Annotated in this window: 18 protein-coding genes; 7 read left to right on the top strand and 11 right to left on the bottom strand. The window is 73.6% G+C overall.

The window, feature by feature from the left end; all coding sequences use genetic code 11:
* The first annotated feature begins 132 nt into the window (after nucleotides 1-132).
* Entirely contained in the window at nucleotides 133-1,308 is a 1,176-nt protein-coding gene (locus IH00_RS0128665; RefSeq protein WP_234334990.1) for a DUF4185 domain-containing protein, read from the top strand.
* A 178-nt stretch (nucleotides 1,309-1,486) separates the two neighbouring features.
* Entirely contained in the window at nucleotides 1,487-2,254 is a 768-nt protein-coding gene (locus tag IH00_RS0128660; RefSeq protein WP_039947519.1) for a peptidoglycan recognition protein family protein, read from the top strand.
* Between the two features lie 59 nt (nucleotides 2,255-2,313).
* Here the strand turns inward: IH00_RS0128660 and IH00_RS45115 are convergent, their stop codons facing one another.
* Nucleotides 2,314-2,445: a CAP domain-containing protein gene (locus tag IH00_RS45115; protein ID WP_267882606.1), complete on the bottom strand. Its 132-nt coding sequence runs from the start codon at nucleotides 2,443-2,445 to the stop codon at nucleotides 2,314-2,316.
* A gap of 322 nt (nucleotides 2,446-2,767) precedes the next feature.
* Nucleotides 2,768-2,950, bottom strand: coding sequence for a hypothetical protein (locus IH00_RS37770; protein ID WP_039947518.1), 183 nt, complete (start codon nucleotides 2,948-2,950; stop codon nucleotides 2,768-2,770).
* 432 nt (nucleotides 2,951-3,382) lie between these two features.
* Here IH00_RS37770 and IH00_RS0128650 point away from each other — a divergent pair, with 432 nt between their 5' ends.
* On the top strand, nucleotides 3,383-5,164 hold the full coding sequence (locus IH00_RS0128650) for a transglycosylase domain-containing protein (protein WP_234334989.1): 1,782 nt from the start codon (nucleotides 3,383-3,385) through the stop codon (nucleotides 5,162-5,164).
* Between the two features lie 128 nt (nucleotides 5,165-5,292).
* Here IH00_RS0128650 and IH00_RS0128645 read toward each other — a convergent pair whose 3' ends face one another.
* The 3 genes from IH00_RS0128645 to IH00_RS0128635 all read right to left on the bottom strand — a co-directional run bounded on the left by IH00_RS0128645 (nucleotide 5,293) and on the right by IH00_RS0128635 (nucleotide 7,816).
* Nucleotides 5,293-5,709: a hypothetical protein gene (locus IH00_RS0128645; protein WP_031078611.1), complete on the bottom strand. Its 417-nt coding sequence runs from the start codon at nucleotides 5,707-5,709 to the stop codon at nucleotides 5,293-5,295.
* A gap of 27 nt (nucleotides 5,710-5,736) precedes the next feature.
* The gene (locus tag IH00_RS39585; protein ID WP_063835449.1) at nucleotides 5,737-6,129 is read right to left on the bottom strand and encodes a hypothetical protein; all 393 of its coding nucleotides are present in this window, start codon (nucleotides 6,127-6,129) and stop codon (nucleotides 5,737-5,739) included.
* Between the two features lie 151 nt (nucleotides 6,130-6,280).
* Entirely contained in the window at nucleotides 6,281-7,816 is a 1,536-nt protein-coding gene (locus IH00_RS0128635) for an alpha/beta fold hydrolase (protein ID WP_031078607.1), read from the bottom strand.
* Nucleotides 7,817-7,928: 112 nt separating this feature from the next.
* Here IH00_RS0128635 and IH00_RS0128630 point away from each other — a divergent pair, with 112 nt between their 5' ends.
* Both IH00_RS0128630 and IH00_RS0128625 read left to right on the top strand, forming a co-directional pair.
* Nucleotides 7,929-8,864: a helix-turn-helix domain-containing protein gene (locus IH00_RS0128630; protein WP_031078605.1), complete on the top strand. Its 936-nt coding sequence runs from the start codon at nucleotides 7,929-7,931 to the stop codon at nucleotides 8,862-8,864.
* Between the two features lie 270 nt (nucleotides 8,865-9,134).
* A complete protein-coding gene (locus IH00_RS0128625) occupies nucleotides 9,135-10,874 on the top strand; it encodes a TlrC/CarA/OleB/SrmB family ABC-F type ribosomal protection protein (protein WP_052411697.1) in 1,740 nt (579 codons plus the stop codon).
* Between the two features lie 6 nt (nucleotides 10,875-10,880).
* Here the strand turns inward: IH00_RS0128625 and IH00_RS0128620 are convergent, their stop codons facing one another.
* The 3 genes from IH00_RS0128620 to IH00_RS0128610 form a co-directional block, all read right to left on the bottom strand.
* Nucleotides 10,881-11,963, bottom strand: a complete 1,083-nt coding sequence (locus tag IH00_RS0128620) for a transaldolase family protein (protein WP_078888005.1) — start codon at nucleotides 11,961-11,963, stop codon at nucleotides 10,881-10,883.
* A 17-nt stretch (nucleotides 11,964-11,980) separates the two neighbouring features.
* Nucleotides 11,981-12,589: a dTDP-4-dehydrorhamnose 3,5-epimerase family protein gene (locus tag IH00_RS0128615; RefSeq protein ID WP_031078598.1), complete on the bottom strand. Its 609-nt coding sequence runs from the start codon at nucleotides 12,587-12,589 to the stop codon at nucleotides 11,981-11,983.
* A gap of 85 nt (nucleotides 12,590-12,674) precedes the next feature.
* Nucleotides 12,675-13,889 (bottom strand): macrolide family glycosyltransferase, encoded by a 1,215-nt coding sequence (locus IH00_RS0128610; protein ID WP_052411696.1) that lies wholly within the window; start codon nucleotides 13,887-13,889, stop codon nucleotides 12,675-12,677.
* A gap of 219 nt (nucleotides 13,890-14,108) precedes the next feature.
* On the opposite strand from IH00_RS0128610, the gene IH00_RS0128605 reads away from it, so the two are divergent.
* Nucleotides 14,109-15,341: a class I SAM-dependent methyltransferase gene (locus tag IH00_RS0128605; protein WP_031078594.1), complete on the top strand. Its 1,233-nt coding sequence runs from the start codon at nucleotides 14,109-14,111 to the stop codon at nucleotides 15,339-15,341.
* A 122-nt stretch (nucleotides 15,342-15,463) separates the two neighbouring features.
* On the opposite strand, the gene IH00_RS0128600 is transcribed toward IH00_RS0128605, so the two are convergent.
* Entirely contained in the window at nucleotides 15,464-16,471 is a 1,008-nt protein-coding gene (locus IH00_RS0128600) for an aldo/keto reductase (RefSeq protein WP_039947516.1), read from the bottom strand.
* A 54-nt stretch (nucleotides 16,472-16,525) separates the two neighbouring features.
* Nucleotides 16,526-17,527: an NAD-dependent epimerase/dehydratase family protein gene (locus tag IH00_RS0128595; RefSeq protein WP_234334988.1), complete on the bottom strand. Its 1,002-nt coding sequence runs from the start codon at nucleotides 17,525-17,527 to the stop codon at nucleotides 16,526-16,528.
* A gap of 424 nt (nucleotides 17,528-17,951) precedes the next feature.
* On the opposite strand from IH00_RS0128595, the gene IH00_RS0128590 reads away from it, so the two are divergent.
* Entirely contained in the window at nucleotides 17,952-19,202 is a 1,251-nt protein-coding gene (locus tag IH00_RS0128590; RefSeq protein WP_052411694.1) for an IS701 family transposase, read from the top strand.
* 200 nt (nucleotides 19,203-19,402) lie between these two features.
* Here IH00_RS0128590 and IH00_RS0128585 read toward each other — a convergent pair whose 3' ends face one another.
* Complete coding sequence (locus IH00_RS0128585) at nucleotides 19,403-21,328, bottom strand: helix-turn-helix domain-containing protein (RefSeq protein WP_063835451.1); 1,926 nt, start codon at nucleotides 21,326-21,328, stop codon at nucleotides 19,403-19,405.
* Nucleotides 21,329-21,625: the final 297 nt, after the last annotated feature.

Genomic DNA, 21,625 nt, shown 5'->3' with positions numbered 1-21,625 from the left:
CACCGCGTTAGTCTCCGGAGCCGGAGCCGGAGCCGGAGCCGGAGCCTGAGCGCTGTCGCAGTCGCAGTCGCAGTCGCAGTCGCAGTCGCGGTCGGCCCCGAGCGGCCGCGTACGGGGAATCCGCGCTGCGCGGTGAAAACGGAGCGAGCGCACGGAGAGGTGATCGTCCTGTCCGCTTCCGGTGGCCGGCGCCGGCGCGCCGCACGGGGCATCCTCCTGGCGGTGTGCGTCGCACTGGTGGCCGCGGCGGCATGGGTGCCGGCCCGCGCCCGCCCCGCCGACCGCGCACGGGCCCAGGAACCGCCGCGACCCGCCCCCGTGCCCCGGGCGGAGGTGGTCGCACTGGTGGCGGGCCAGGGTGACGGCGACGTCAACCGCACCCGGGACCGCTTCGCCGTTCACGCCACCGACCTCGGGGTGATGTGGCACGACAGCCTCGGCCGGGTCGCGGTCGCCTTCGGCGACACCTTCGGGGAGGGCTGGGGAGGTACCGGTGCCGGACCGGCCACGGCGGACTGGCGCTTCAACACGCTGGCGCACTCCACCGACACCGACCTCCGGGACGGAATGCGCATCGACTCCATGGTCACCGACCGGCCCGGCCACGCCGCGCAGGTCCTGCCCGGGGACGCGTCGGCCCGGGAGGTCACCGTCATCCCGACCGCCGGCGTCAGCGCCGGCGGCCGGGACTTCCTCTTCTACATGTCCGTACGGGAGTGGGGGCCGCCCGGTCACTGGGTGACCAACTACGCGGGGATGGCGTTCTCCGACGACGGCGGCCGGAGCTGGACGAAGCCCGCCACGGCACGCCGGCCCGCCCAGGGCGGCGGGAGCAATTTCCAGATGGGGGCGCTCGTGCGGAGGGAGGGGTACGTCCACCTCTTCGGCACGCCCAGCGGCCGCTTCGGGGACGCCCATCTCGCCCGCGTCGCACCCGAACGTCTCCTGGAGCCGGCGGCGTACGAGTACTGGATCGCGTCCGGCTGGCGCACGGGCGCGCCGGACGACGCCGTTCCGGTCATGCCGGGGCCGGTCGGTGAGCTGTCGGTGCAGTACAACACGCACCTGCACAAGTGGCTGGCGCTCCACCTCGACGAGACCCGGGCCGCGATCGTGGCACGCACCGCCACCCACCCGGCGGGGCCGTGGAGTGCCGGGCAGGTCGTCGTGGACGGTGCCGAACACCCCGGGCTCTACGGTGCCTTCCTCCATCCGGCCACCACGGGAGTGGAGGTCCACTTCACCATGTCCCGGTGGGATCCGTACCACGTGGTGCTGATGCGCCTGAACGTCGACGGGCTCAGCTGAGCCATCGTTTCCCGCGGCGCGTTCACACCACGGGAACGAGGTCCGGGAGCCACCGGCGTGTGCCGCCGCCGGACGCGGGAGGCCCTGCCGCGGGGCCCACGGTCGGAGCAGTCCGGCGGGCGCCCCGGGCACTGGGGCGGTGACGATGGACCCGCGGGGGGCGACCGGAGGGAGGAGCATGCGGCACACCAGGAGACGCCGGTCACGCACCGCCGTCTCCGTCACGGTGCTCGCTCTCCTCGCCGCGGCATCGCTGTGGCTCGTACCCGCCGCCGCCCCGCAGCCCGGCACGGACGTCGCACAGGCGCGGGCGCCGGGCGGGAACGGCCGTCACCGGGGGGCGCGGCCCGTCATCGTCCCGCGGACCGCGTGGCGGGCCGGGACCATCGGCACCGCCCCGCCCGGCGTGCGGTACGCCCCCGCCGTGAAGGCCGCCGTCATCCACCACACCAGCACCCCCAACGGCTACGACTGCGCGAGCGTGCCGGCCACGCTGCGCGACCTGTACGCCGGGCACGCCTACGGGCGGCACTGGGACGACATCGGCTACAACTTCCTCGTCGACGCCTGCGGCACCATCTACGAGGGCCGGGCGGGCGGGGTCGACCGGCCGGTCATCGGCGCGCACACCAAGGGATTCAACGAGGGCACGGTCGGCATCGCGGCGATCGGCACCTTCGACTCCGGTGAGCGGGTGCCGGAACCGATGCTGGACGCCATCGCACGGCTGGTCGCCTGGAAGCTCGACCCCCGCGGCCCGGACCCGCGCGCCAGCGTGGCGCTCGTCTCCACGCACGACGAGGCCCGCTATCCGAAGGGCACGAAGGCCCTGCTCCCGGTGGTCGGCGGGCACGCGGACGGCTACGCCACCCGCTGCCCGGGCGCCGCGCTGTACGCCAAACTGCCCGACATCAGCGCCCGGGCTGCCCGGATGCAGCGCGGGTGACGGTGCCCCGGGCTCGCCCCGCGGGGCCCTGTCCAGCATGAAGCGCCCCTGGCCGCCGACTACTCCGGCACGCCGAAGTCCCGCACCCACCACGGACCGTTCGAGCGCAGGTTCACGCCTACGCCGACGTCGTCCTTGAAGGAGCAGTTGAGGATGTTCCTGCGGTGCTCGGGGGCTGTCCATCCAGTCACGCATCGCGTGCGCCGGGTCCTTGGGGCGGCGGTGGATGTTCTCGCCCCAGGTGCTCCAGTGGTGGCCCGCGGCTTCGATGCGGTGGCCGGCGTCCCGGCCCTCGGGTGTGTCGTGCCGGTAGTAGCCGCGGGCGGCCGTGTCGTCGGCGTGCCGCTGGCGGCGGCCGTCAGCCGGCCGTGGGCGCGCAGCGGGGAACAGCCGGCCCTCGCCCGCTCGGCGTTGGCCAGGGCGACGACCCGCTGGACGTACTGGGCGGCGGTCCCGGCGGCCACGACATCGCCTCCGGTCCGGGGGACCGTACCGGCTCGGACGGTCCCCGCCTCACCGTCCGTGCATGACGGTCCCGGCGACCACGGTGGCGGCCGCCGCCACCGTCCCGGCGACCGCGGGGCGGGCGTTGCACCGCGCGGGACCGCCTGGGTCGTCCCCGTCGCCCGGAGCACCGGGGCAGTCGCCGCGCTCGTACTCATCTGCGTGCTCGTGGTCGTGGTCGTCGTGCCGCACATGGAACTCCGCATCAGGAGGAAGGGTGGTCCGCGGGTGTCCCCCGTTCGGCCCACCGGCCGCCGGGGCGGCCTCGCCCCGCGACGGGTGTGGTGCGGGGAGGCTCCACGGCCGCGACGGCCGTACGGCATCGCCCGTGACGACGCACCGCCCGGCGGCGGCAGCCGGTGCGGGCGCCGCCTCGCGGCCGGTGCCGCCCGGTCGGACGACACGGCTTCCTGGAGGACGGCCCGGGAGCGCCGGCCGCCGGCAGGTCCGGGCCGATTCGTGCTGCTCTCCCGGGACATCCCGCGCTGAGATCCGGACGACATGACGGGCACGGTGGCCGGGACGGTCGTCGTCGGGGGCGAGGTGGTCCACACGGCATGAACGGGGCGCCGTCACCCCGCGTAGTACGGAACGAAGGCGACCGTACGAAAGGGGGCGATCACCGTGATCCCTCGCCTGCGACGAACGGCGGGCAGGGCGCGCCGGTTCCGCGTCGACTATCCGCGCCGGGGCCACGGCGGACTGCGGAGGTACGTGCCGTCCTGGCGCCAGCTCCTGTGCCTGGCGCTGCTCTGCTGCGGGGCGCTCGCCGTGCTGGTCGGCTACGTCTACTCCACGGTGCGGATCACGGACGTGAACGCCACCGCCCGCACGGAGGCGAACGTCTACTACTGGGCCGACGGAACGCAGATGGTCAGCGTCGGGGACATCAACCGGCAGAACGTGCCGCTGAGCGACATCCCGCCGGTTCTCCAGAACGCCGTGATCGCGACCGAGAACGCCACCTTCTACACGGATCCGGGGTTCTCGCTGCGCGGGCTGGCCCGCGCCGTGGTGAACATGGCGCAGGGCGAGGAGGTGCAGGGCGGCTCCACCATCACGCAGCAGTACGTCAAGAACACCTACCTGACCCAGGACCAGACGCTGGAGCGCAAGCTGCGGGAGCTGTGCCTGTCGGTCAAGCTGTCGCGCAACCTGTCGAAGCAGCAGATCCTCCAGGGGTACTTCAACACCAGCTGGTTCGGGCGCAACGCCTACGGGGTGCAGGCGGCGGCTGTCGCGTACTACGGCGTCGACGCCAAGGAACTCGACGCGCCCCGGAGCGCGTTACTGGCGGCGGTCCTCAAGGGCGGCGACCTGTACGACCCGTCGCTGAGCGAGGCGCACCACCGCAGGGCGGAGGCGCGCTGGCGGTACGTCCTGGACCGGCAGGTGGAGCTGGGCTTCATGTCGAAGGATGAGCGGGCCCGGTACACGGTCTTCCCGGAGCCGCGTCCCCGGGCCGCCTCGCTGTCCACCAGCCTGGCCGGGCAGACCGGTTACCTGGTGGACGTGGCCAACAAGTACATCCAGAGGCGGACCGGGCTGACCGCGGAGGAACTGGGACGCGGCGGCTACCGCATCCGCACCACCTTCGACCGGGCCCTGGTGGAGCAGCTGGAGCGCACGGTGGAGGACGTCACGGCGCGGACGCTGGATCCCGCGGGCCGGGCCGCCGACCGGGACGTGCAGGTCGGCGCGGCGTCCGTGCGGCCGGAGGACGGGGCGGTGCTGGCGCTGTACGGCGGGCCCGACGCGACGAAGCACTTCGCCAACAACGCCGACACGTCGGGGGTTCCGGTCGGCTCGGCATTCCGGCCGTTCGTCCTGGCGGCGGAGCTGCGGGACGGCCGTGACGCGGACCTGGAGACCGTGCGCGACGTGGCCGTGGACGCCGGCCTGCTGCCGCAGAGCATGGCCGAACTCGACGCGTCCTTCCCCTCGGGCACGTCCACGCCGAGTGCGGTGCGGATGGCCGACGCGTACGCGACGTTCGCCACCGGCGGCCGGCACACCGACCTGTACGCGGTGACCGCGGTCACGTACCAGGGCAGGCCGCTGAAGGGGCTGGGCCGGCCCGACGGCCGTCAGGTGCTGAACCGGGAGGTCGCCGGCGAGGTCGTGGAGGCGATGCGCAGCGAGGCCGTCGACGCGCTGGCCCCGGAGACGCTGCGCGCCCTCGGCCCGGTCGCGGCGGGCCGCACCGGCGCCGCGGATCCTCAGCCGGCGGCCTGGTTCGTCGGCTCGACCCCGGAGTTGTCGACCGCGGTGACGGTCTTCCGCAACAAGCCCGGCAAGGACGGCCTGCTGTCCATGAGGGGGGTGGGCGGCGACTCCGGTACGGAACGGGGTGGCGACGTGCTGCCGCTGCAGGTGTGGTCCTCGTACATGACCACCATCCAGTAGGGGACGCGGGGACGGCGAAGAGGCCGGCGTCCGTGGGGGCGGACGCCGGCCTCGCCGGTGGCCGGTTCAGGTGAGGCGGACGGCGGCCACCGCGTTCGGCAGCCGGGTGGCCGTCGGGGCACGCCCGTTCACGCGGCTCGTCCTCCGTCCCGTCCGCCGCCACCGCGGGGCCGTACGAGTGCGCCGGCGACCGCCATGACACCCGCGCCCCCCACGCCGAGCAGCGCGCCGGGCACACCGGACGGCCCGCTCACCGTGATGCCTCCGGTGCCGTCGGAGCCGGTGGCTGTGCCCTTGCCCGCCCCGCAGGCGGCCGGGGTGGTCGCTGCCCCCGGGAGGGCGGGCCCGAGGTCGCGCTCGCCGGAGCCGGAGCCGTTCGGCGTGTGCGGGACGATGTGGAACGCCCGACCCTGCGCCGCTTTCGCCGGGCCCCCGCCGGCGTGGCCGTCGGCGAGGGCCGGGGCGGAGGCGGCCGCCGCCAGCGCGAGGGCCGCCGGCACGGCGATGCCGGCGGCGAGGAGGGCGGTGGCGCGTCGCGGTGTCACGGTCCTTCGTCGCCTTTCCGGTGCGCGTCAGCCGGTGCGGCGGACCTGGGCGTGCTGGGCGGCCGTCGAAGGGAGGGTGGCGACCGGAGAGGTGTCACTCAGCCGCGTCACCTGCGGTCCGGTCCGGTCCGCGCCCGGGGGCGGGGTGAGGGCGGCCGTCTCGGCGGCCGGGGCGGGCGTCGCCGGAGGTGCCGGCACCGTGCGGTGGCGCTCGTCCGGCCCGTTGGCCACCGACGACCAGGTGCGCAGCCGGTGGCTCGCTGCCTCGTCGAGCGTCACCGGGCCGCCGCGCTGTTCGGCGAGCCGGCTGGCCTCCCGGCCCAGAGCCGCCACGTCGTCCCAGCCGAGGCTGAGCACCACGGAGAGCTCGGCGCCGCCACCCGGCAGGCCTTGCATCATCGGTTCACTGCGATCGGTCATGTCGCTCCTGTCGTCGAGGCAGAGACGTGTCGCCGCACCTGGCAGGGCGCAGGTAGCCCGTAGTACGCAGTGCGAAGGCGTCATGTTCACGCCCTGCTCGGCCGGGTCGCGGTTACCGGGAGTCGCAGTACGCAGCGCCGCTCCGGACGGTTCAGCCCCCGAGATGGCGCAGCACGGTCCGCGCCGCCCGCTCCACGGCGGCCCGGGCTTCGTCGGTGTGGTCGATCGTCTCGAAGCCGTGGTGGCCCAGCGGTACGTCGACCACCTCGACATCGGCTCCGCAGTCCCGCGCGGCGGTGAGGAATTCCTCGACCGTCACCGCGATCTCGGGGAGCTCCCGTCCCACCCGGGTGAGCACGATCGGCAGTGCGCCCGCGGAGCGTACGGCGGTCGCGGGGCGGAATGCGGGTTCGGCGATCCCCCAGTGCGGCAGCGGCGCGAGGATGGGGTAGGTCGCCGCCACGCACCGCAGCCACGGCGGCGGTGCCGCCAGCCAGTCCGCCGACAGCGGACCGCCGCCGGAGAAGAACCACAGCGCGACGCGGTCGCCGTCGACGCGCGGGTCCGCCCGTACGAGTGCGACCGCTTCGGCTACGTCCAGGGCCGCACGGCCGTAGTCGCCCACACCGTGCAGCCGGTGGTCCACCGTCGCTCCGACCGCTCCCAGGTTCGCCACCAGCTGCCCGTATCCGACGAAGGCGGGCCAGTCGCGCGGTGTCGGCTCCACTCCGGCGGGCACCGGACCGCCGTGGACGAACACCACCGCCGGACGGGGTCCGCCGGCGTCGGGCAGGTGGAGGTCGACCCGCCCGGTCCGCTCGCGGGGCCGCGCCGGTACGTCCAGGAGGAACCGGCGCAGGTGCGCGGGTGGTTCGTCCGCCGCCGGGGTCAGGCGGTGTCCCTCCCCGGCGGCGGCGCGCAGCAGGACGGCGGCCAGTTCGTCCGGGAGGGACAGCATCGGCCAGTGGCCGGTGTCGAGTTCGAAGAAGCTCACCCGCGGGTCGGTGAGCGCCTGGAGGGCGGGGTCTCCGAGGCCCACGACGGTCTGGACCATCGCGATGCTCGACCCGTTGGCGGTGCACAGGACGCCGGTGGCCGGCAGTCCGGAGACCACGTCCGGGAGCGGGAGCGGCTGCGTGAGCGTGCCCGCCGGCTGCGGGGCGGCGAGGCGGGTCAGCCGGGCCAGGGCGTCCGCGGGCACCCCGGCGAGACTGCCCCAGCGCTCCCACCGGTCCTGCGACGGCGGCGGGACGAGCCGGTCCCCCTCGTCGCCGCCGGTCCGTACCGCCCGGCCCTCCTCTTCCGTCCACCGCAGCAGCTGTTCCCGTACCGCACCGTCGGGCACCAGCGCGAGGGCGGGATCGCCCTTGCGGGGCATGCCCGCGTCCAGGTGGACGATCCGGGCCACCCGTTCCGGACGGCGGCCGGCGGCGCCGAGCACCGGGTGGATGCCGTACCCGTGGCCGACCATCACCACCTCCGGCGCGTCCAGGTGGTCGAGCAGCTGCGTCACGTCCTGGATGTGCGTCTCCAGGTCCGTACCGGGGCCCGCGAGATGGCGCCGGTCGCCCATGCCCGTGAGCGTGACGGGGTGCACCTCCGCGCCCGCCTCCCGCAGCCGGGCGGCCACCTCCCGCCATATCCATCCGCCGGTAAAGCTCTCCGACACCAGGACGAATGCCGTCATGAACGCCTCCTCGTACGCAGTGGTCCGCCCGGGCGGCAGTTCGGGCCGGCCGGGCTCGCCGGTACGGTAGGAACTCCCCCTGAGGGAGGTTCAAGCCGTGTCCCGTGACGACATGTGGAGCATCGGAGAGCTCGCCGAGCGCGCGGGCGTCACCGTCAAGACCGTGCGTTTCTACTCGGACCGCGGTCTGCTGCCCGAGGGCGCCCGCAGCGCCGGCGGCCACCGGCGGTACGGCCCCGGGGCGCTCGACCGGCTGCGGCTGATCCGTTCGCTGCGCTCCCTCGACCTGCCGGTCCCCGAGGTGAGCCGCGTCCTCGGCCGCGAGGACGCCCTGGAGGAGGCGCTGGAGGAGGTCGTCGCGGACCGGCTGCGGGAGATCGGCAGCCGGATGGCCGCCCTGCGCTGGCGCGAGGCCGCCCTGCGCCTGCTGCAGGACTGCGGCCCGGAGGAGCGCCCCGACCGGCTGCGCCTGATCGGCTCGATGACCACGCCGCCCAGCACGGACGCGCTCGCCCGGTTCTGGCGGCGGTGGCTGCCCCCGCGGATCCCCGCCCCCGTCCTCCGCGCCTTCCTCGACCGGGCGGTGCCGGAGCCGCCCGCGGACCCGGCGCCCGGCCAGGTGCTGGCCTTCGCCCGGCTGCACGCCTTCGTCTCCGGCCCGTGCCCGCGGACCACCACCACCGCGCACTGGCAGCCGGCCGTGCACCGGCCCGACGGGGGCTACCGCCCGGCCCTTCTCTACGAGGGTCTCGGCGAGGCCTACGACCTGGCCTCGCCGCAGGTGCGGGACCGGCGGGCGCCGCAGGACGGGGAGGCGCTCGACTGTTTCGTCGCCGCGTACGCCCGTTCCCGCGGCACGCGCGACACGCCCGCCTTCCGGCGGCGGCTGAGCGGCCAGCTCGCCGCGGATCCGCGGATCGACCACTACTGGGACCTCACCGCCGAGATCGTCTCGCCGCCGTCCGGCCCTCGGGAGCCCACGCCCGGGTCCGCCCACGACTGGCTCCGCGCGGCCCTCGACGCCCAGCTCGCCCGTACCGCCGCCTGAATCCTCATTCCGCCCTGGCGACACGGCAGTTGAGGCGGCAACGCCCTACGCGGTGTGATAAGATCACCAGCATGGGTTCTCTGTGATAGTCGATTCGAGTGTGTGACCGCGTCGAGCACTGCTCCGGCGTCACACCTCCCGCGTGCCTCCGCACCGCCTCCGGCCGATGAGTACGGCCGTCCCGGCGTGTTCCCCTTGTGGTACCCCCCTGCGGCTGCGGCGTACGCGGACACGGCATCCCCGTATCGGCTGTGCTCAGGAGGACCTTCCATGCGTGTTGCCCAATTCGCCCTGCGCGACATCACCAAGCGCTTCGCCGACCACGTGGTCCTGGACCGCGTGGACTTCACCGTCAAGCCCGGCGAGAGGATCGGCATCGTCGGTGACAACGGGTCGGGCAAGTCGACGCTGCTCGGTCTGATCGCGGGACGGGAGACGCCCGACAACGGGACGGTCACCGTGGTGGCGCCCGGCGGGGTGGGGTATCTGCCGCAGTCGCTGGAGCTGCCGGAGGACGCCGTCGTCCAGGACGCCGTCGACCTCGCCCTGTCCGACCTGCGCGATCTGGAGGCCCGCATGCACCGGGCCGAGGCCGAACTGGCCGTCCAGGCCGACGAGGCCCGGTCGGACGAGGAGATGGCCAGGCTGTTCGAGGAGTACGCGGAGCTGCTGGAGCGCCACACCGTCCGGGGCGGGCACGAAGCGGACGCCCGGGTCGACATCGCGCTGCACCACCTGGGTCTGCCGGGCCTGGAGCGGAGCCGCCCGCTGGCCACCCTGTCCGGCGGGGAGCGGTCGCGCCTGGCCCTGGCCGGCACGCTCGCGTCCGCCCCGGAGCTGCTGCTGCTGGACGAGCCGACCAACGACCTGGACGAACGGGCGGTGATCTGGCTCGAGGAACATCTGCGCCGGCACCGGGGCACCGTCGTCGCGGTGACCCACGACCGGGTGTTCCTGGAACGGCTCACCACCACCATCCTGGAGGTCGACTCCGGCCGGGTCACCCGCTACGGCGATGGCTACGACGGCTATCTGTCCGCCAAGGCCGCGGAACGCCGCCGGCGGTTGCGGGAGTACGAGCAGTGGCGCGCCGAGCTGGAGCGCAACCGCGACCTGGTGACCACCCACGTGTCGCGGATGGACGGCATCCCGCGGAAGCTGCCGCTCGCCAACTTCGGGGCCGGCCAGTTCCGGACACGGGGACGGGTGCACGGCGCGACGTCCCGGATCCGCAACGCCAAGGAGCGGGTGGCGCGGCTCACGGAGAACGCCGTCGCCCGGCCCGCGGACCCGCTCGCGTTCACGGCCGTGCTCTCCACCACCACCGAACAGCCGGCGCCCGAAACGGCGCCGGCGACGGACACGGTGGCGGACACGACGACGGACACGGTCGCGGAGCTGGCGGACGTACGGGTGGGCGACCGGCTGCGGGTCAGGTCGCTGCGCATCGGTCGCGGTGAGCGGCTGCTGGTCACCGGCCCCAACGGAGCGGGGAAGACCACGCTGTTGCGCGTACTGGCCGGTGAACTGGCGGCCGACGACGGCAAGGTCACCGTGATCGGTCGGGTCGGCCACCTGCGTCAGGACCCCACGCCGTGGCCGTCCGGCATGACCGTGCCGCAGGCCTTCGCCCAGGGGCGGGGCGGGCATCCCGACGACCACGTCGAGGAATTGCTGTCCCTCGGGCTGTTCAGCCCCGACGACCTGCGGCGGCGGGTGGGCGAGCTGTCCTACGGGCAGCGCCGCAGGATCGAGCTCGCCCGGCTGGTGAGCGACCCGGTGGACCTGCTGCTGCTGGACGAGCCCACCAACCACCTGTCCCCCGCGCTCGTCGAGGAGCTGGAGCAGGCGCTGACGGACTACCGGGGCGCCGTTGTGGTCGTCACGCACGACCGGCGGATGCGGCAGCGGTTCGCCGGGGCACGGCTGCGGCTGCACGGCGGGCGGGTCGCCGCGTTCGCGACGAGCTGCCCCGCCCCTGCCGCCGGCGGCCCCTCGCAGGTCCGGTGAAGCGGTTCAGACGCGCCTGAGCGTGGCCTCGACCGCCCCGCACAGCTCCGTCCACTCGGCGCGTGCGGCCTCGAGCTGAGCCTGCTGCAGTTCGAGGCCCGTCGCGTGCAGGTCGACCTCCCGGCGGTGCAGGGCCGACAGCACCCGCCGCGCGTACGCCTCCGTACCGCTGACGGTGTCGCCCCTCAGCTCGGCCCGGGCGCGCACGGCCCGCAGGGTGGCGGGCCCCGCCGAGAAGACGCTGTTCCAGCCGACCAGTTCCTCCAGGTAGCGCACCGCTTCCCCGACGGGCGCCTCGCGGGAGGACCAGACGAAGTGCGGCGGGCGGGCACCCGCGCGGACCAGCGCCCGCCAGCGGGCGCCGTCCATCAGCTGTTCGCGGCGGTGGTGCAGCAGCCGGGCGACGGCGACGGCCCACTCCTCGCGGCACGCCGTCGCACCCAGCCGGGCGGCGATCGTCTCGTCCAGCAGCCGCAGCGGGACGGAGGCGGCGAAGTGGATGCCCGACAGATCGCAGCCGGCGTCACGGGCCCGCTCCAGGCCGCTGAGGAACTCCTCGAAGAGCGCGTCGAACTGCTGGAGCGAGAACAGCGGTCGGACGTCGACGCTGATGCCCCGTGCCAGCAGGTCGCCGACGAGCGACACCGCGCCGCGCGCCAGGTGCACCGACACCACCGCGTTGGGGCGGTCGACGGTCCACCGCAGCGCGGCGGCTTCCGCGACGGCACGGCGACCGTCGGCGTAGGGGTTCAGCGGGACGAAGACGCTGGCGCACAGCCCGCCGCCGCGCCGGTAGTGCGGCAGCAGGGTGTCGCAGGCGGCGCGCGCGTCCTCGTAGAGCAGGCTGAGCACCGCCTCGGCGGTCGGCACGCGGCGGCACGCCAGGTCGGACAGGTGGTCCCGGTAGGCGTCGCCGCGGCGGACGGCCTCGCAGACGGCGGCGGGCTGGGCGGCGGTGGCGCACGCGCCGAGCTCGCCGAGCAGCCGCGCCAGGCGGCCGGCGCGGTGCAGCTCCCGGGTCAGGCCCTCCATGCGCAGGCAGACGCCTTCGGCCGCGAGTCTGACGCCCGGCCGGCTCCGATGTGTCATGTCTCCCGCCCGCGCGGTCACCGGGTGGGGGCGGGGAGGGTCCGGTAGCTGCGCCGGCATTGCTCGTAGGTGGGCAGGGTTCCGCCGGCGACGGCCTCGGCGAGGGTGGGGGCGGCTGCGTCCCGGGCCGACCGCACCGGCGGTTCGTCCAGGTCCCACGGAAGGCCCAGGGCGGGGTCGAGGGCGTCGACGTCGATGATGGTGCCGTGGACGTACTCCCGGTCGCACAGGTAGTTCATGCAGGTGTCGTCGGTGAGGGCGACGTAGGCCAGACCCAGTCCGTCGGGCACGTAGAGGGCGGTGGCGCTGTGGGGGTCCTGCCGGACGACGTCGTGGTGGCCGAAGGCCGGTGAGCCCACTCTGAGGTCGACGACCATGGTGAGGGCGGCGCCCCGTACACAGGTGATGATCTTGCCCTGGCCGGGGGGCATCGTGGTGCCGTGGATGCCGCGCAGCACGTTGCGGTGGGACACCGTGAAGTTGACCTGCCGGAGCTCGAAGGCGTGCCCGGTGGCCGCCCGCAGTGCCTCGTGGCGCAGGCCCTCGTAGAACCGGCCGCGGTGGTCGGGGAGGAGCTCCGGCTGGATGCGGTAGGCGTCGGGCACGGCCGTTTCGGTGATGAGCATGGTCGGTTTCCCACTGGTCGGAGGCGGGCGCTCGCGTTCGGGCGGGGTCGGCGGTGCCCGGGCGCTCACGCGAGGGCGGACGGGGTCAGCGGTGCGCGGGCAGCAGTTCCTCGATGACGGTGGCCGCCGCGGCGGCGCCTCCGGCCGCCCGGATCCGTTCGCGCATCTGCCGCAGCCGGTCCCGGATCCCGTCGTCGGCGAGCACGCGCCGCGCGGTGGCGCGCAGGTCCGCCGCGGTCACCTCGGGGCCGGTCAGCTGGGCGCCCAGGCCGAGTTCGGCGATCCGGCGGGCGGTGGCCCGCGGTTCCGTCATCACCGGTACGGCCACCACCGGGACGCCGTACGAGAAGGCCTCCATCGCCGTGCTCATCCCGCCGTGGTTCACCACCAGGGCCGTGTGCGGGAAGACGTCGGCGAGCGGGACGAAGTCCCGTACCCGGACGTTGTCCGGCAGCGGTCCCAGGTCCTCGGCGGTCAGGCCGCCGCCCAGGACCAGCAGGACGTTCCAGGGTTCGTCGCGGAACGCCTCGACGCAGGCGCGGAAGAAGCCGGGCCGCCGGTTGTAGAGGGTGCCCATGCTCACCATGACGAGGGGCCTGCCGTCGTGCGGCGGCTCCCAGGTGCCGTGGAAGGAGACGCGGGGCGCGCACGGCCCGACGAAGTGGTGCTGGTCGTCGAAGGTCTCCCCGGCGTACTGGAAGTGGCGGGGCATGTAGAGCAGGGCGGGACCGCTGTGGATGCGCCCGGTGAAGGTGCCGGCGTCGTCGTCGATGCCTTGCGCGCGCAGCAGCCGGTCGATCCCGCCGACCAGTTCGAGGAGGGCCGGATCGTCGGGAGGGCCGGCCGCCTCCGCGTCGGGGTGCATGGACCAGTGCTCGTTGGACGCGTACGTCGGGGTGCTGCGGATGGCGGGGACTCCCCACCGGTCCGCGAGGATGCGTCCCGTCCAGAACGACGACGGGTCGTTCACGACCACATCGGGGCGGTCGTCCCGGAAATGCCGCTCCAGCGGCTCCACGGTCCGGTCCGTCATCTCCAGCAGCCATTGCAGGACCCGGAGTATCTCGCCCCTGTCGGTGTACTCGTCGGAATTCTGCTGCGGCACCATGTGGCTACGGAACCGCTCCTGGTCCATGGGATAGGTCACGACCTCCGCGCCGACGCTCAGCGCTCGCCCGGCGATGTCCCCGGGAAGTGCGTAGGTGACCCGGTGACCGCGTGCCACGAGTTCCTCGGCCACTCCCAGGGTCGGATTCACATGCCCGGGCACGGGGAGGACGAAGAATGCGATGTGAGCCACGCGGAACCCTTCGCTGGGTGTTTTCGGTCGCACGAAACAGGGCCGTGGACGGGCGGGAAAGAGATGCGTTTCCGGGAGTACGGCGCCACACAGTAAGAGAGCGGTCCGGTGGAGGCAATACCGAGATGACATAGTGCGGTTCGCTCGTTCACCTGCGCCATGTGACAAAGTGCCGCCCGATTCGTCGATCACCCCTCACCGCGGCGGGAGAATCCGGTAATGATCATCACTGCGTGCCGTATCTGCGGCAATCGCGAGCTGCTCCCGGTGCTGGATCTCGGGGAACAGGCACTGACCGGTGTGTTCCCGACCCGCCGCGACCAGGAGGTCCCCTCGGTGCCGCTGGAGCTGGTCGTCTGCTCCCCCGCGGGATGCGGGCTGGTGCAGCTGCGCCACACCCCCGACGCCGATCTCATGTACGGCGACGATTACGGCTACCGCTCCGGTATCAGGCCCTTCATGATCCAGCATCTCCACGGCAAGGTTGCGGCCATTCGCGACCTGGTGGAAACGGGTCCGAAGGACCTGGTGCTGGACATCGGCAGCAATGACGCCACCCTGCTGCGCGGTTATCCCGAGGACGGGCCCCGGCTGGTCGGTATCGACCCGACCGGCGGGAAGTTCCGCGACAGGTATCCGGCGAACGCGGAACTCATCGTGGACTACTTCTCCCGGGAGACGTTCGAGAACCGTTTCGGCCACGAGCGGGCGAAGGTCGTCACGTCCATCGCCATGTTCTACGACCTGCCGGATCCGATGCGTTTCATGCAGGACGTGCACGACATTCTCGCCGACGACGGCATCTGGGTCATGGAGCAGAGCTACATGCCGTCCATGCTGAGCGCGGACGCGTACGACGTGGTGTGCCACGAGCACCTGGAGTACTACGCCCTGCGGCAGATCGAGTGGATGGCGGAGCGGGTCGGGCTGACCGTGATCAAGGCCGAACTGACCGAGGTCTACGGCGGCAGCCTGTGCGTCACGCTGGCCAAGAGCCCCGACCGGTACGCGCGCGACGAGGCGGGGATCGCGCGGATCCGCGCGCGGGAGGAGGAGGCCGGGCTCGACACGACCGCGCCGTTCGAGGCGTTCGCCCGGCGGGTCGAGCGGCAGCGGGAGACCCTGCTCGAATTCCTCGCCCGGTCCCGGGAGGCCGGGAAGGTGACCCTAGGGTACGGCGCCTCGACCAAGGGGAACGTGATCCTTCAGTACTGCGGGCTGACGGAGCGGGACCTGCCCTGCATCGGTGAGGTCTCCCCGGAGAAGGCGGGCCGTTTCACGCCCGGCACGCGCATCCCGATCGTGTCCGAAGAGGACGCCAAGGCGATGAAGCCGGACCAGTTGCTGGTCCTGCCGTGGATCTACCGTGACGGCTTCGTCGAGCGCGAGCAGCGGTTCCTGGCCGGCGGCGGCAGGCTGGTCTTCCCGCTGCCGGCGCTCGGCGTCGTCTGAGGGGCGCCACCCGGCGCCGTCCGGACGGTTCCACCGGTCGGCGGCACCGGGCAGGTGCATCGGGCGGGTGCATCGGGCGGCGCACCGCCGGCCGATGCACCCGCACGCTCGTCCCGCCCCGCTCACCCCGCCCCGGTCACCGGCGGCCCTGCCGCGTCGCCCGGCACGGGGAACAGGGCGTCGAGCTCGGCCAGTTCCGCCTCGCCCAGATTCAGGTCGAGGGCGCGGAGCGCCGATTCGAGCTGCCCGATGGTGCGCGGTCCGATCACCGCGCCGCTGATCCCCGGCCGGGACAGCACCCAGGACAGGCCGACCTCCGCCGGGTGCTCGCCGATGCGCTCGCAGAACCGTTCGTACGCCTCGATGTTGGCCCGCAGGGCGGGCAGGAGCTCCTGCGCGCGGCCCTGGGCCGACTTCACGGCCGTGCCTTGCGCCAGCTTGCGCAGTGCCCCGCTCAGCAGTCCGCCGTGCAGCGGCGACCAGGCGAACACACCGACCCCGTACGCCTGGGCGGCGGGGATCAGCTCCGCGTCGGCCCGGCGTACCGCCAGGTTGTAGATGCTCTGCTCGGAGACCAGCCCCATGGCGTTGCGGCGCATGGCCGTCTCCTGGGCGGCGGCGATGTTCCAGCCGGCGAAGTTGGACGAGCCGACGTAGCAGACCTTTCCGCTGCTCACCAGGCGGTCCATGGCCTGCCAGATCTCGTCCCAGGGAGCGGCGCTGTCCAGGCGGTGCATCTGGTAGAGGTCGATGTGGTCGACGTCGAGGCGGCGCAGCGACTGCTCGCAGGCGGCGACGATGTGCCGGGCCGACAGTCCGCCGTCGTTGACACGGTCGCTCATGTCCTCGCCGACCTTGGTGGCCAGCAGGACGTCCTCCCGCCGGACGCCGCTCTTCGACAGCCAGCGGCCCACGAGTTCCTCGGTGTGTCCCTTGTGGACGCGCCAGCCGTAGATGTTGGCCATGTCGACGCAGTTGATGCCGCGGTCGAGCGCTGCGCTCAGCAGCCGCGAGGCGTCGGCGTCCTCGACCCGTCCGCTGAAGTTCACCGTGCCCAGCCAGAGCCGGCTCACCAGAGTCGCGCTGCGTCCGAGCCGTACGTACGGTGTCCGCTTCCGATCCTCGCTCACGCTCGGATTCTTCCCTTCAACTCGACCATGGGGGCTCGCGGAGCCGGTGTCCGGTCACCGCTCGCGCGACGTGCTCGCCTCCGCGGCGACCAGGGCGGCCACCAGCTCGTCCAGCCCCTCGTGCAGGGGCACGGAGGGGGTCCATCCCGTCACGGCGCCGAAGGCCGCGGGGTCGCATTCCGGAGTGTGGAAGTCGCCCGCTTCGGCGAAGTCGGGGGGTTCCACGGAGAGGACCGGGACGGGCGGACGTCCGGTCCGTTCGGCCACGGCGTCCGCGAGGGAGCGGAACACGTCGCCGAGGCGGACGCGGTTGCCGCTGCCGACGGACCAGTCGCCGCCCTGGAGGTGCGGCAGGTGGTCCAGCGCGGTGACGAAGGCGCGGGCGGCGTCGCGCACGTGGAGGAAGTCGCGCTCGACGGTTCCGTCGTGCCACATGGTGAGCGGAGCGCCGTCGAGGGCGCGCCGGGCCATCGCGGCGAGCACACCGCGCCCGGGCGATCCGGTCAGCGGGGCGCGGCCGTAGACGGTCGACAGCCTCAGCACGACACCGCGGACGGTGCCCCGCGCGGTCGCCTCCCGCAGCAGTTCCTCGGCGGCGATCTTCTGCCGGGCGTAGGCGGCGCGGGGGTGGTCCCCGGATCCGCCGGCCTGCACGGTGCTCGCGAAGACCACCGCGGGCGCGGGGGCGTCGCGGCCTTCGAACGCCGTGACGAGGTCGCGCATCAGGCCGACGTTCACCCGCTCGGAGTCCTCACCGGCGGCGCGCCAGGAACGGTCGCCGCCGGCGTGGGCGGCGAGGTGGACGACCGCGTCGGCTCCCTCGACGGCGGCGGCGAGCGCGCCGGGCCGGGCGAGGTCCGTCCGGCACCCCTCGATCCCGGCCACGGACCGCGGGGGTACGGGGCTGGCGCCTCGTGCCACCGCGCGGACCCGCACCGGCAGGCCGGCGAGCCGGTCGATGACGGCGGGCCCGAGGAACCCGGACGCGCCGAGCACGACGATCAGTGGTCCGCGTGTGTCCTGCGACTGGTTGAGCAACTCGGCAGCGAGCTTCACATGACTCCTCATCCGCCCATCCCCGTGAGCCGAACCTATCAGAGGGGTGATCGCCCGTACGAGGGTTGACGTGCCAATTCGGCGTGCACAGGGGCGATTTGATGAAGGTGTGTCATGTCGGCACACCCTTCCCCTCCGCGGGCGGTTCCGGGGGCCCCGGACGCACCGCGCGTCACGGCACCCCGGTTACCGGACCACCGCCCGAGCTGTGCCGGACGGCGTGCACGGGGGTGTTCGCGGTGGCCCGGCCACCCCCGTCCCGGCTGTATGGGGGCGTCCGCGTCCACCGCTGTGAACCGGCCACCGCGGCCGCGGGGCAAGTGGGTCGCCTGCGGACCTGTGGCCTCCGGATGCGGCCGACAAGGCTGAGGACCCGACGAGCCCGACCGGCAAGCACTGCGGAAACCCGACTCTGAGGAGCTTCATGGGGACGCTGACCACTGCCCCGACGACGCACCACGATCCGGCCCACTCCCCTGAAGGGCACCTCACCGAAGAGGTGTGTGCCTCGGTACTGGCCTCACTGCGCCGCCGCGACCAGCGGCACAAAGGACAGCTGTACGTGAACGGTCTGCTGACCGCCCAGGGCCGCAAGACGATGCGGAACCTCGCCACCAGCACGCGGGAACCCGCCGCCGCCCAGAGCCTGCACCACTTCATCAGCGTGTCGACCTGGGACTGGTCCGAGGTGCGCGCCTCGCTCGCCCGCCGGATGGAGCGGCTGATGACGCCGCACGCCTGGGTGGTGCAGCCCATGGTGACACCGAAGAGCGGTGTCCACTCGGTGGGGGTCCAGCGGCGTTTCATCCGCCACCTGGGCCAGGCCGTCACCAGCCAGCACAGCCACGGGCTGTGGCTCGCCGGCCAGAGCGCCGCCGCTCCGGTCAACTGGCAGCTGTCCGTGGGCGAGGACCGGCCCGGGGGCGGCCTGGCGGCCGGTGTGCGCGACGGTGTGCCCGAGAGCGCGAGCGGCGGCGGCTGGTCCTGCGACGACACGGCGATCTCGGTGGTCCTGCAGGCCGCTTCCTGGGGGCTCACGCCGCGGCCCGTGGTGATCGACGCGCGGGATGTGCCGCCGGCACCGCTCATCGAGGCGTTCACCGCCGCCGACCTGCCGTTCCTGTTGCGCGTGGGGGGCAACACCCCGCTGCTGGCGCCGGACCTGTCGGGCGGTCAGCGCCGGGTGCTGTCCGCGTCCGCGGAGCACCTCACCACGCTCGCCAGATCGCAGCAGCGGCCCGTCGAGTGGGTGGACCCGGCCATGCCGCGGGGGCTGCGCACGGGTCTGGTCGCGCTGCTGCCGGTGCTGTGGCCGGGGATCACCGTGCCCCGCCGGCCGCGTCCGGCCGGTGTGCCGGTGGCCGACCCTCGGCGGTCCGGCGGGGCGGAGCTGCTGCTGATGGGCGAGTGGCAGCCGAACAGACGGCGGGTGGCCGAGCTGTGGCTCACCAACATGACCCGCGCGGGCCGCGGCACCCTGCTGCGGCTGAGCAAGCTCACCCGGCGGGCCGACACCGACTTCGCCCGCATCTGCATGGACGTCGGGGCCCAGGACTTCGAGGGGCGTTCGTACCACGGGTGGCACCGCCACATGACGATGGTCTCCCTGGCGCACGCGGTCCGGGTGCTGTCGCGGGAGAACCGAGCGTATGAGGAGCTCGAGCGGTCCGGGTGAGGGGCAGCGGGCGGGGCGAGGCGTCCGCGGCCCGGGGCACGGGTCGGTGGCCCCGGACGGTGGCCGCGGGCTGACGCGAGGGACCGCGCACGGCGCGAGTGCCGGGCCCGGTCCGAGCGCCGGGCGCGGTCCCGTGAGGGGCAGCGGCCCGCGCCACGGGTCAGCGGTCCCGGTGACGGGTCAGCGGTCCCGGTGACGGGTCAGCGGGGCCGGGAGGCGAAGTGACCGGTGTCCGGCACCTGTGACGCGTAGCGCGTGCGATGCAGCCGCAGCGCGAGCTGCAGTTCCAGGGCGTGGTCCGGCTCCTGCCAGTCGCGGCCCAGCAGCTGGGTGATGCGTTCCAGGCGCCGGGAGACGGTGTTGGGGTGGACGTACAGCAGCTCGGCCGCGCGGGTCGGGCTGCACGCCGCCTGGAAGTACGCCTCCAGCGTCTCGACGAGCACGGTGAACCGCTGGGTGTCGTACTCGATGACCGGGCCGATGATCTTGTTGACGAATTCGGTGACGTCGTAGTCCTCGGCGAAGAGCAGGCCGAGGAAGCCGAGGTCCCGCGCGCAGGCCGCCCGCCCCTCGCCGCCCATGGCGATGAGGGCCTCCACGCAGCGCATCGCCTCCTGGTAGAAGCGCTGGATGGACTCGGGGCCGTCGGCGGGGCCGGCGGCTCCGACCGTCACCGGCACCTCCAGCGCCGCGCTGAGCCGGGCCGACACCTCGTGCGCCAGGGCCGCCGGGTCGTCCCCGGGCAGCAGCAGCACCACGTAGTCCTCCCGGGTCATTTTCAGGCCCCGCCGGCGCTGTACCCATGAGGTGGCCCAGGCGGTGGCCTGTTCGGCGACCGGGCCGTCCGGGCGGGCGATGACCACGATGTGGGGATGGTCGAGCCGCACCTGGAGCCTTCGGGCCCTGGCCACCGCCACCTCGGCGGGGTGGTCGATGCCGATCAGGTCCTCCAGCAGGTCGTCCCGCCACTGGTGGTCGGCGGGGGCTGACCGCCGCAGCTCCAGCACCATGCTGACAACGTTGGCCACGGCGAGCAGCAGTTCCGGGGAGCCGGGGTCCCCCGTCCCGTCCGGGCGGTGCAGGAGCCAGCCGGGGTCGGAGCGTGCGGTCAGCGTCGCCATCCACGTGCCGTCGGCCAGCTCGACGGGCACCCCGGACGCGTGGGCGTCGAGGTACGCCCGTTCCAGCTCGGCCTCGTGCGGCCGGCGCACATGTCCGGACGCGCCGACGACGTCGCCGTACCGGTCGTGGAGGGCGAGCGCTCCGCCGAGCTCACGGGCGCAGTGCTCGAGCACCTCGTCCAGCTCGGCGCCGTCGAGCGCGAGTTGCAGCAGGCGCTGCTGGATGCGGGCCGGGGACGGCGTGCCGGGATCGGGAGGCGCGGCAGCCGGCCGCGAGGCACCGTCCTGCCCCTCCGTCCGGGCGAGGAGCCGGCCCGAGGTGACGGCGACGGCGGCGATGTCGGCGAGCGACTGCAACAGCGCCACGTCATCGGGCAGGAAGTCGTGCGCGCTGCGGTCCGCCACGTACAGGACGCCCAGCTGCTCGCTGTCCGACCGCAGGGGTACGGACAGCACCGCTCGCAGCCCTTCCGCCTGCACGGTGTGGTCGACGACCGGATCGTGGGCGATGCACTCCTCGGTGAGGTAGTCGGCCGCCCAGAACGGCCCCTGGTGCCGGACCACCGCCCCGCCGATCCCTCGCATGACGGGCACCCGCAGGCCGAGGAAACGGGTGGTGACGGCACCGTCGACGGCGCTGATCACGGCGTCCCCGTCCGGCTCGTCGAGCAGGGCGATGCAGGCGAGGTCGCTGTGCATCAGCATCCGGGTGCGCCGGACGATCTGGTCGAGCGCCGCTCCGGGGTGCGGGGAGCGGGTCAGCTCCCGCACCACGTCGATGAGGCCGGTGAGCTCCGCCTCACGCCGCCGGCCGCGGCTGACGCGGTCCTCGATCTGCAGCGCGAGGCGTTTGGCCCGTCCGAGGTACTCGATGGTCTCGGGGTCGGCCCCCTCGGCGCCGGCCCGCTGCACCAGCTCCTCGTACCGCCAGGCCGGAGCGTCGGCGGTGAGGAGTTCCAGGAAGCGCAGCGCCCCGGCCGTGCCCTTTAAGCTCTCGTCTCCCATCAACGCCCCCGGTTGTTGCTGGTGACCCGTGCCGGGATCCGGTGATCCCGGCACCGTCGCCTTACGTGCGGAGAAGTGCCGGCGCCGGGCGATGACTGGTCGGTGTCATGCCCGTCCTGCGCTCCCTGCCCCACCGGCGATCAGGGTTCGATCTCCGGAGCGACAACAACAGTAAGGAACTTTACATACTGGCCTACGGCGATTAAATGATCACCTTCCGCGATCGTCAAGGGTGCGTCGGCCGGAAGCGGTTGATGGCGTCGATGTGCTGCGCGCGCTTCTCCTGGTCGCGGACGC

Source organism: Streptomyces sp. NRRL S-118 (genome assembly GCF_000716335.1).
Taxonomy (GTDB): domain Bacteria; phylum Actinomycetota; class Actinomycetes; order Streptomycetales; family Streptomycetaceae; genus Streptomyces.
Note: the sequence above shows the minus strand (reverse complement) of the source record. Positions and strands in the feature narration are given on the sequence as shown.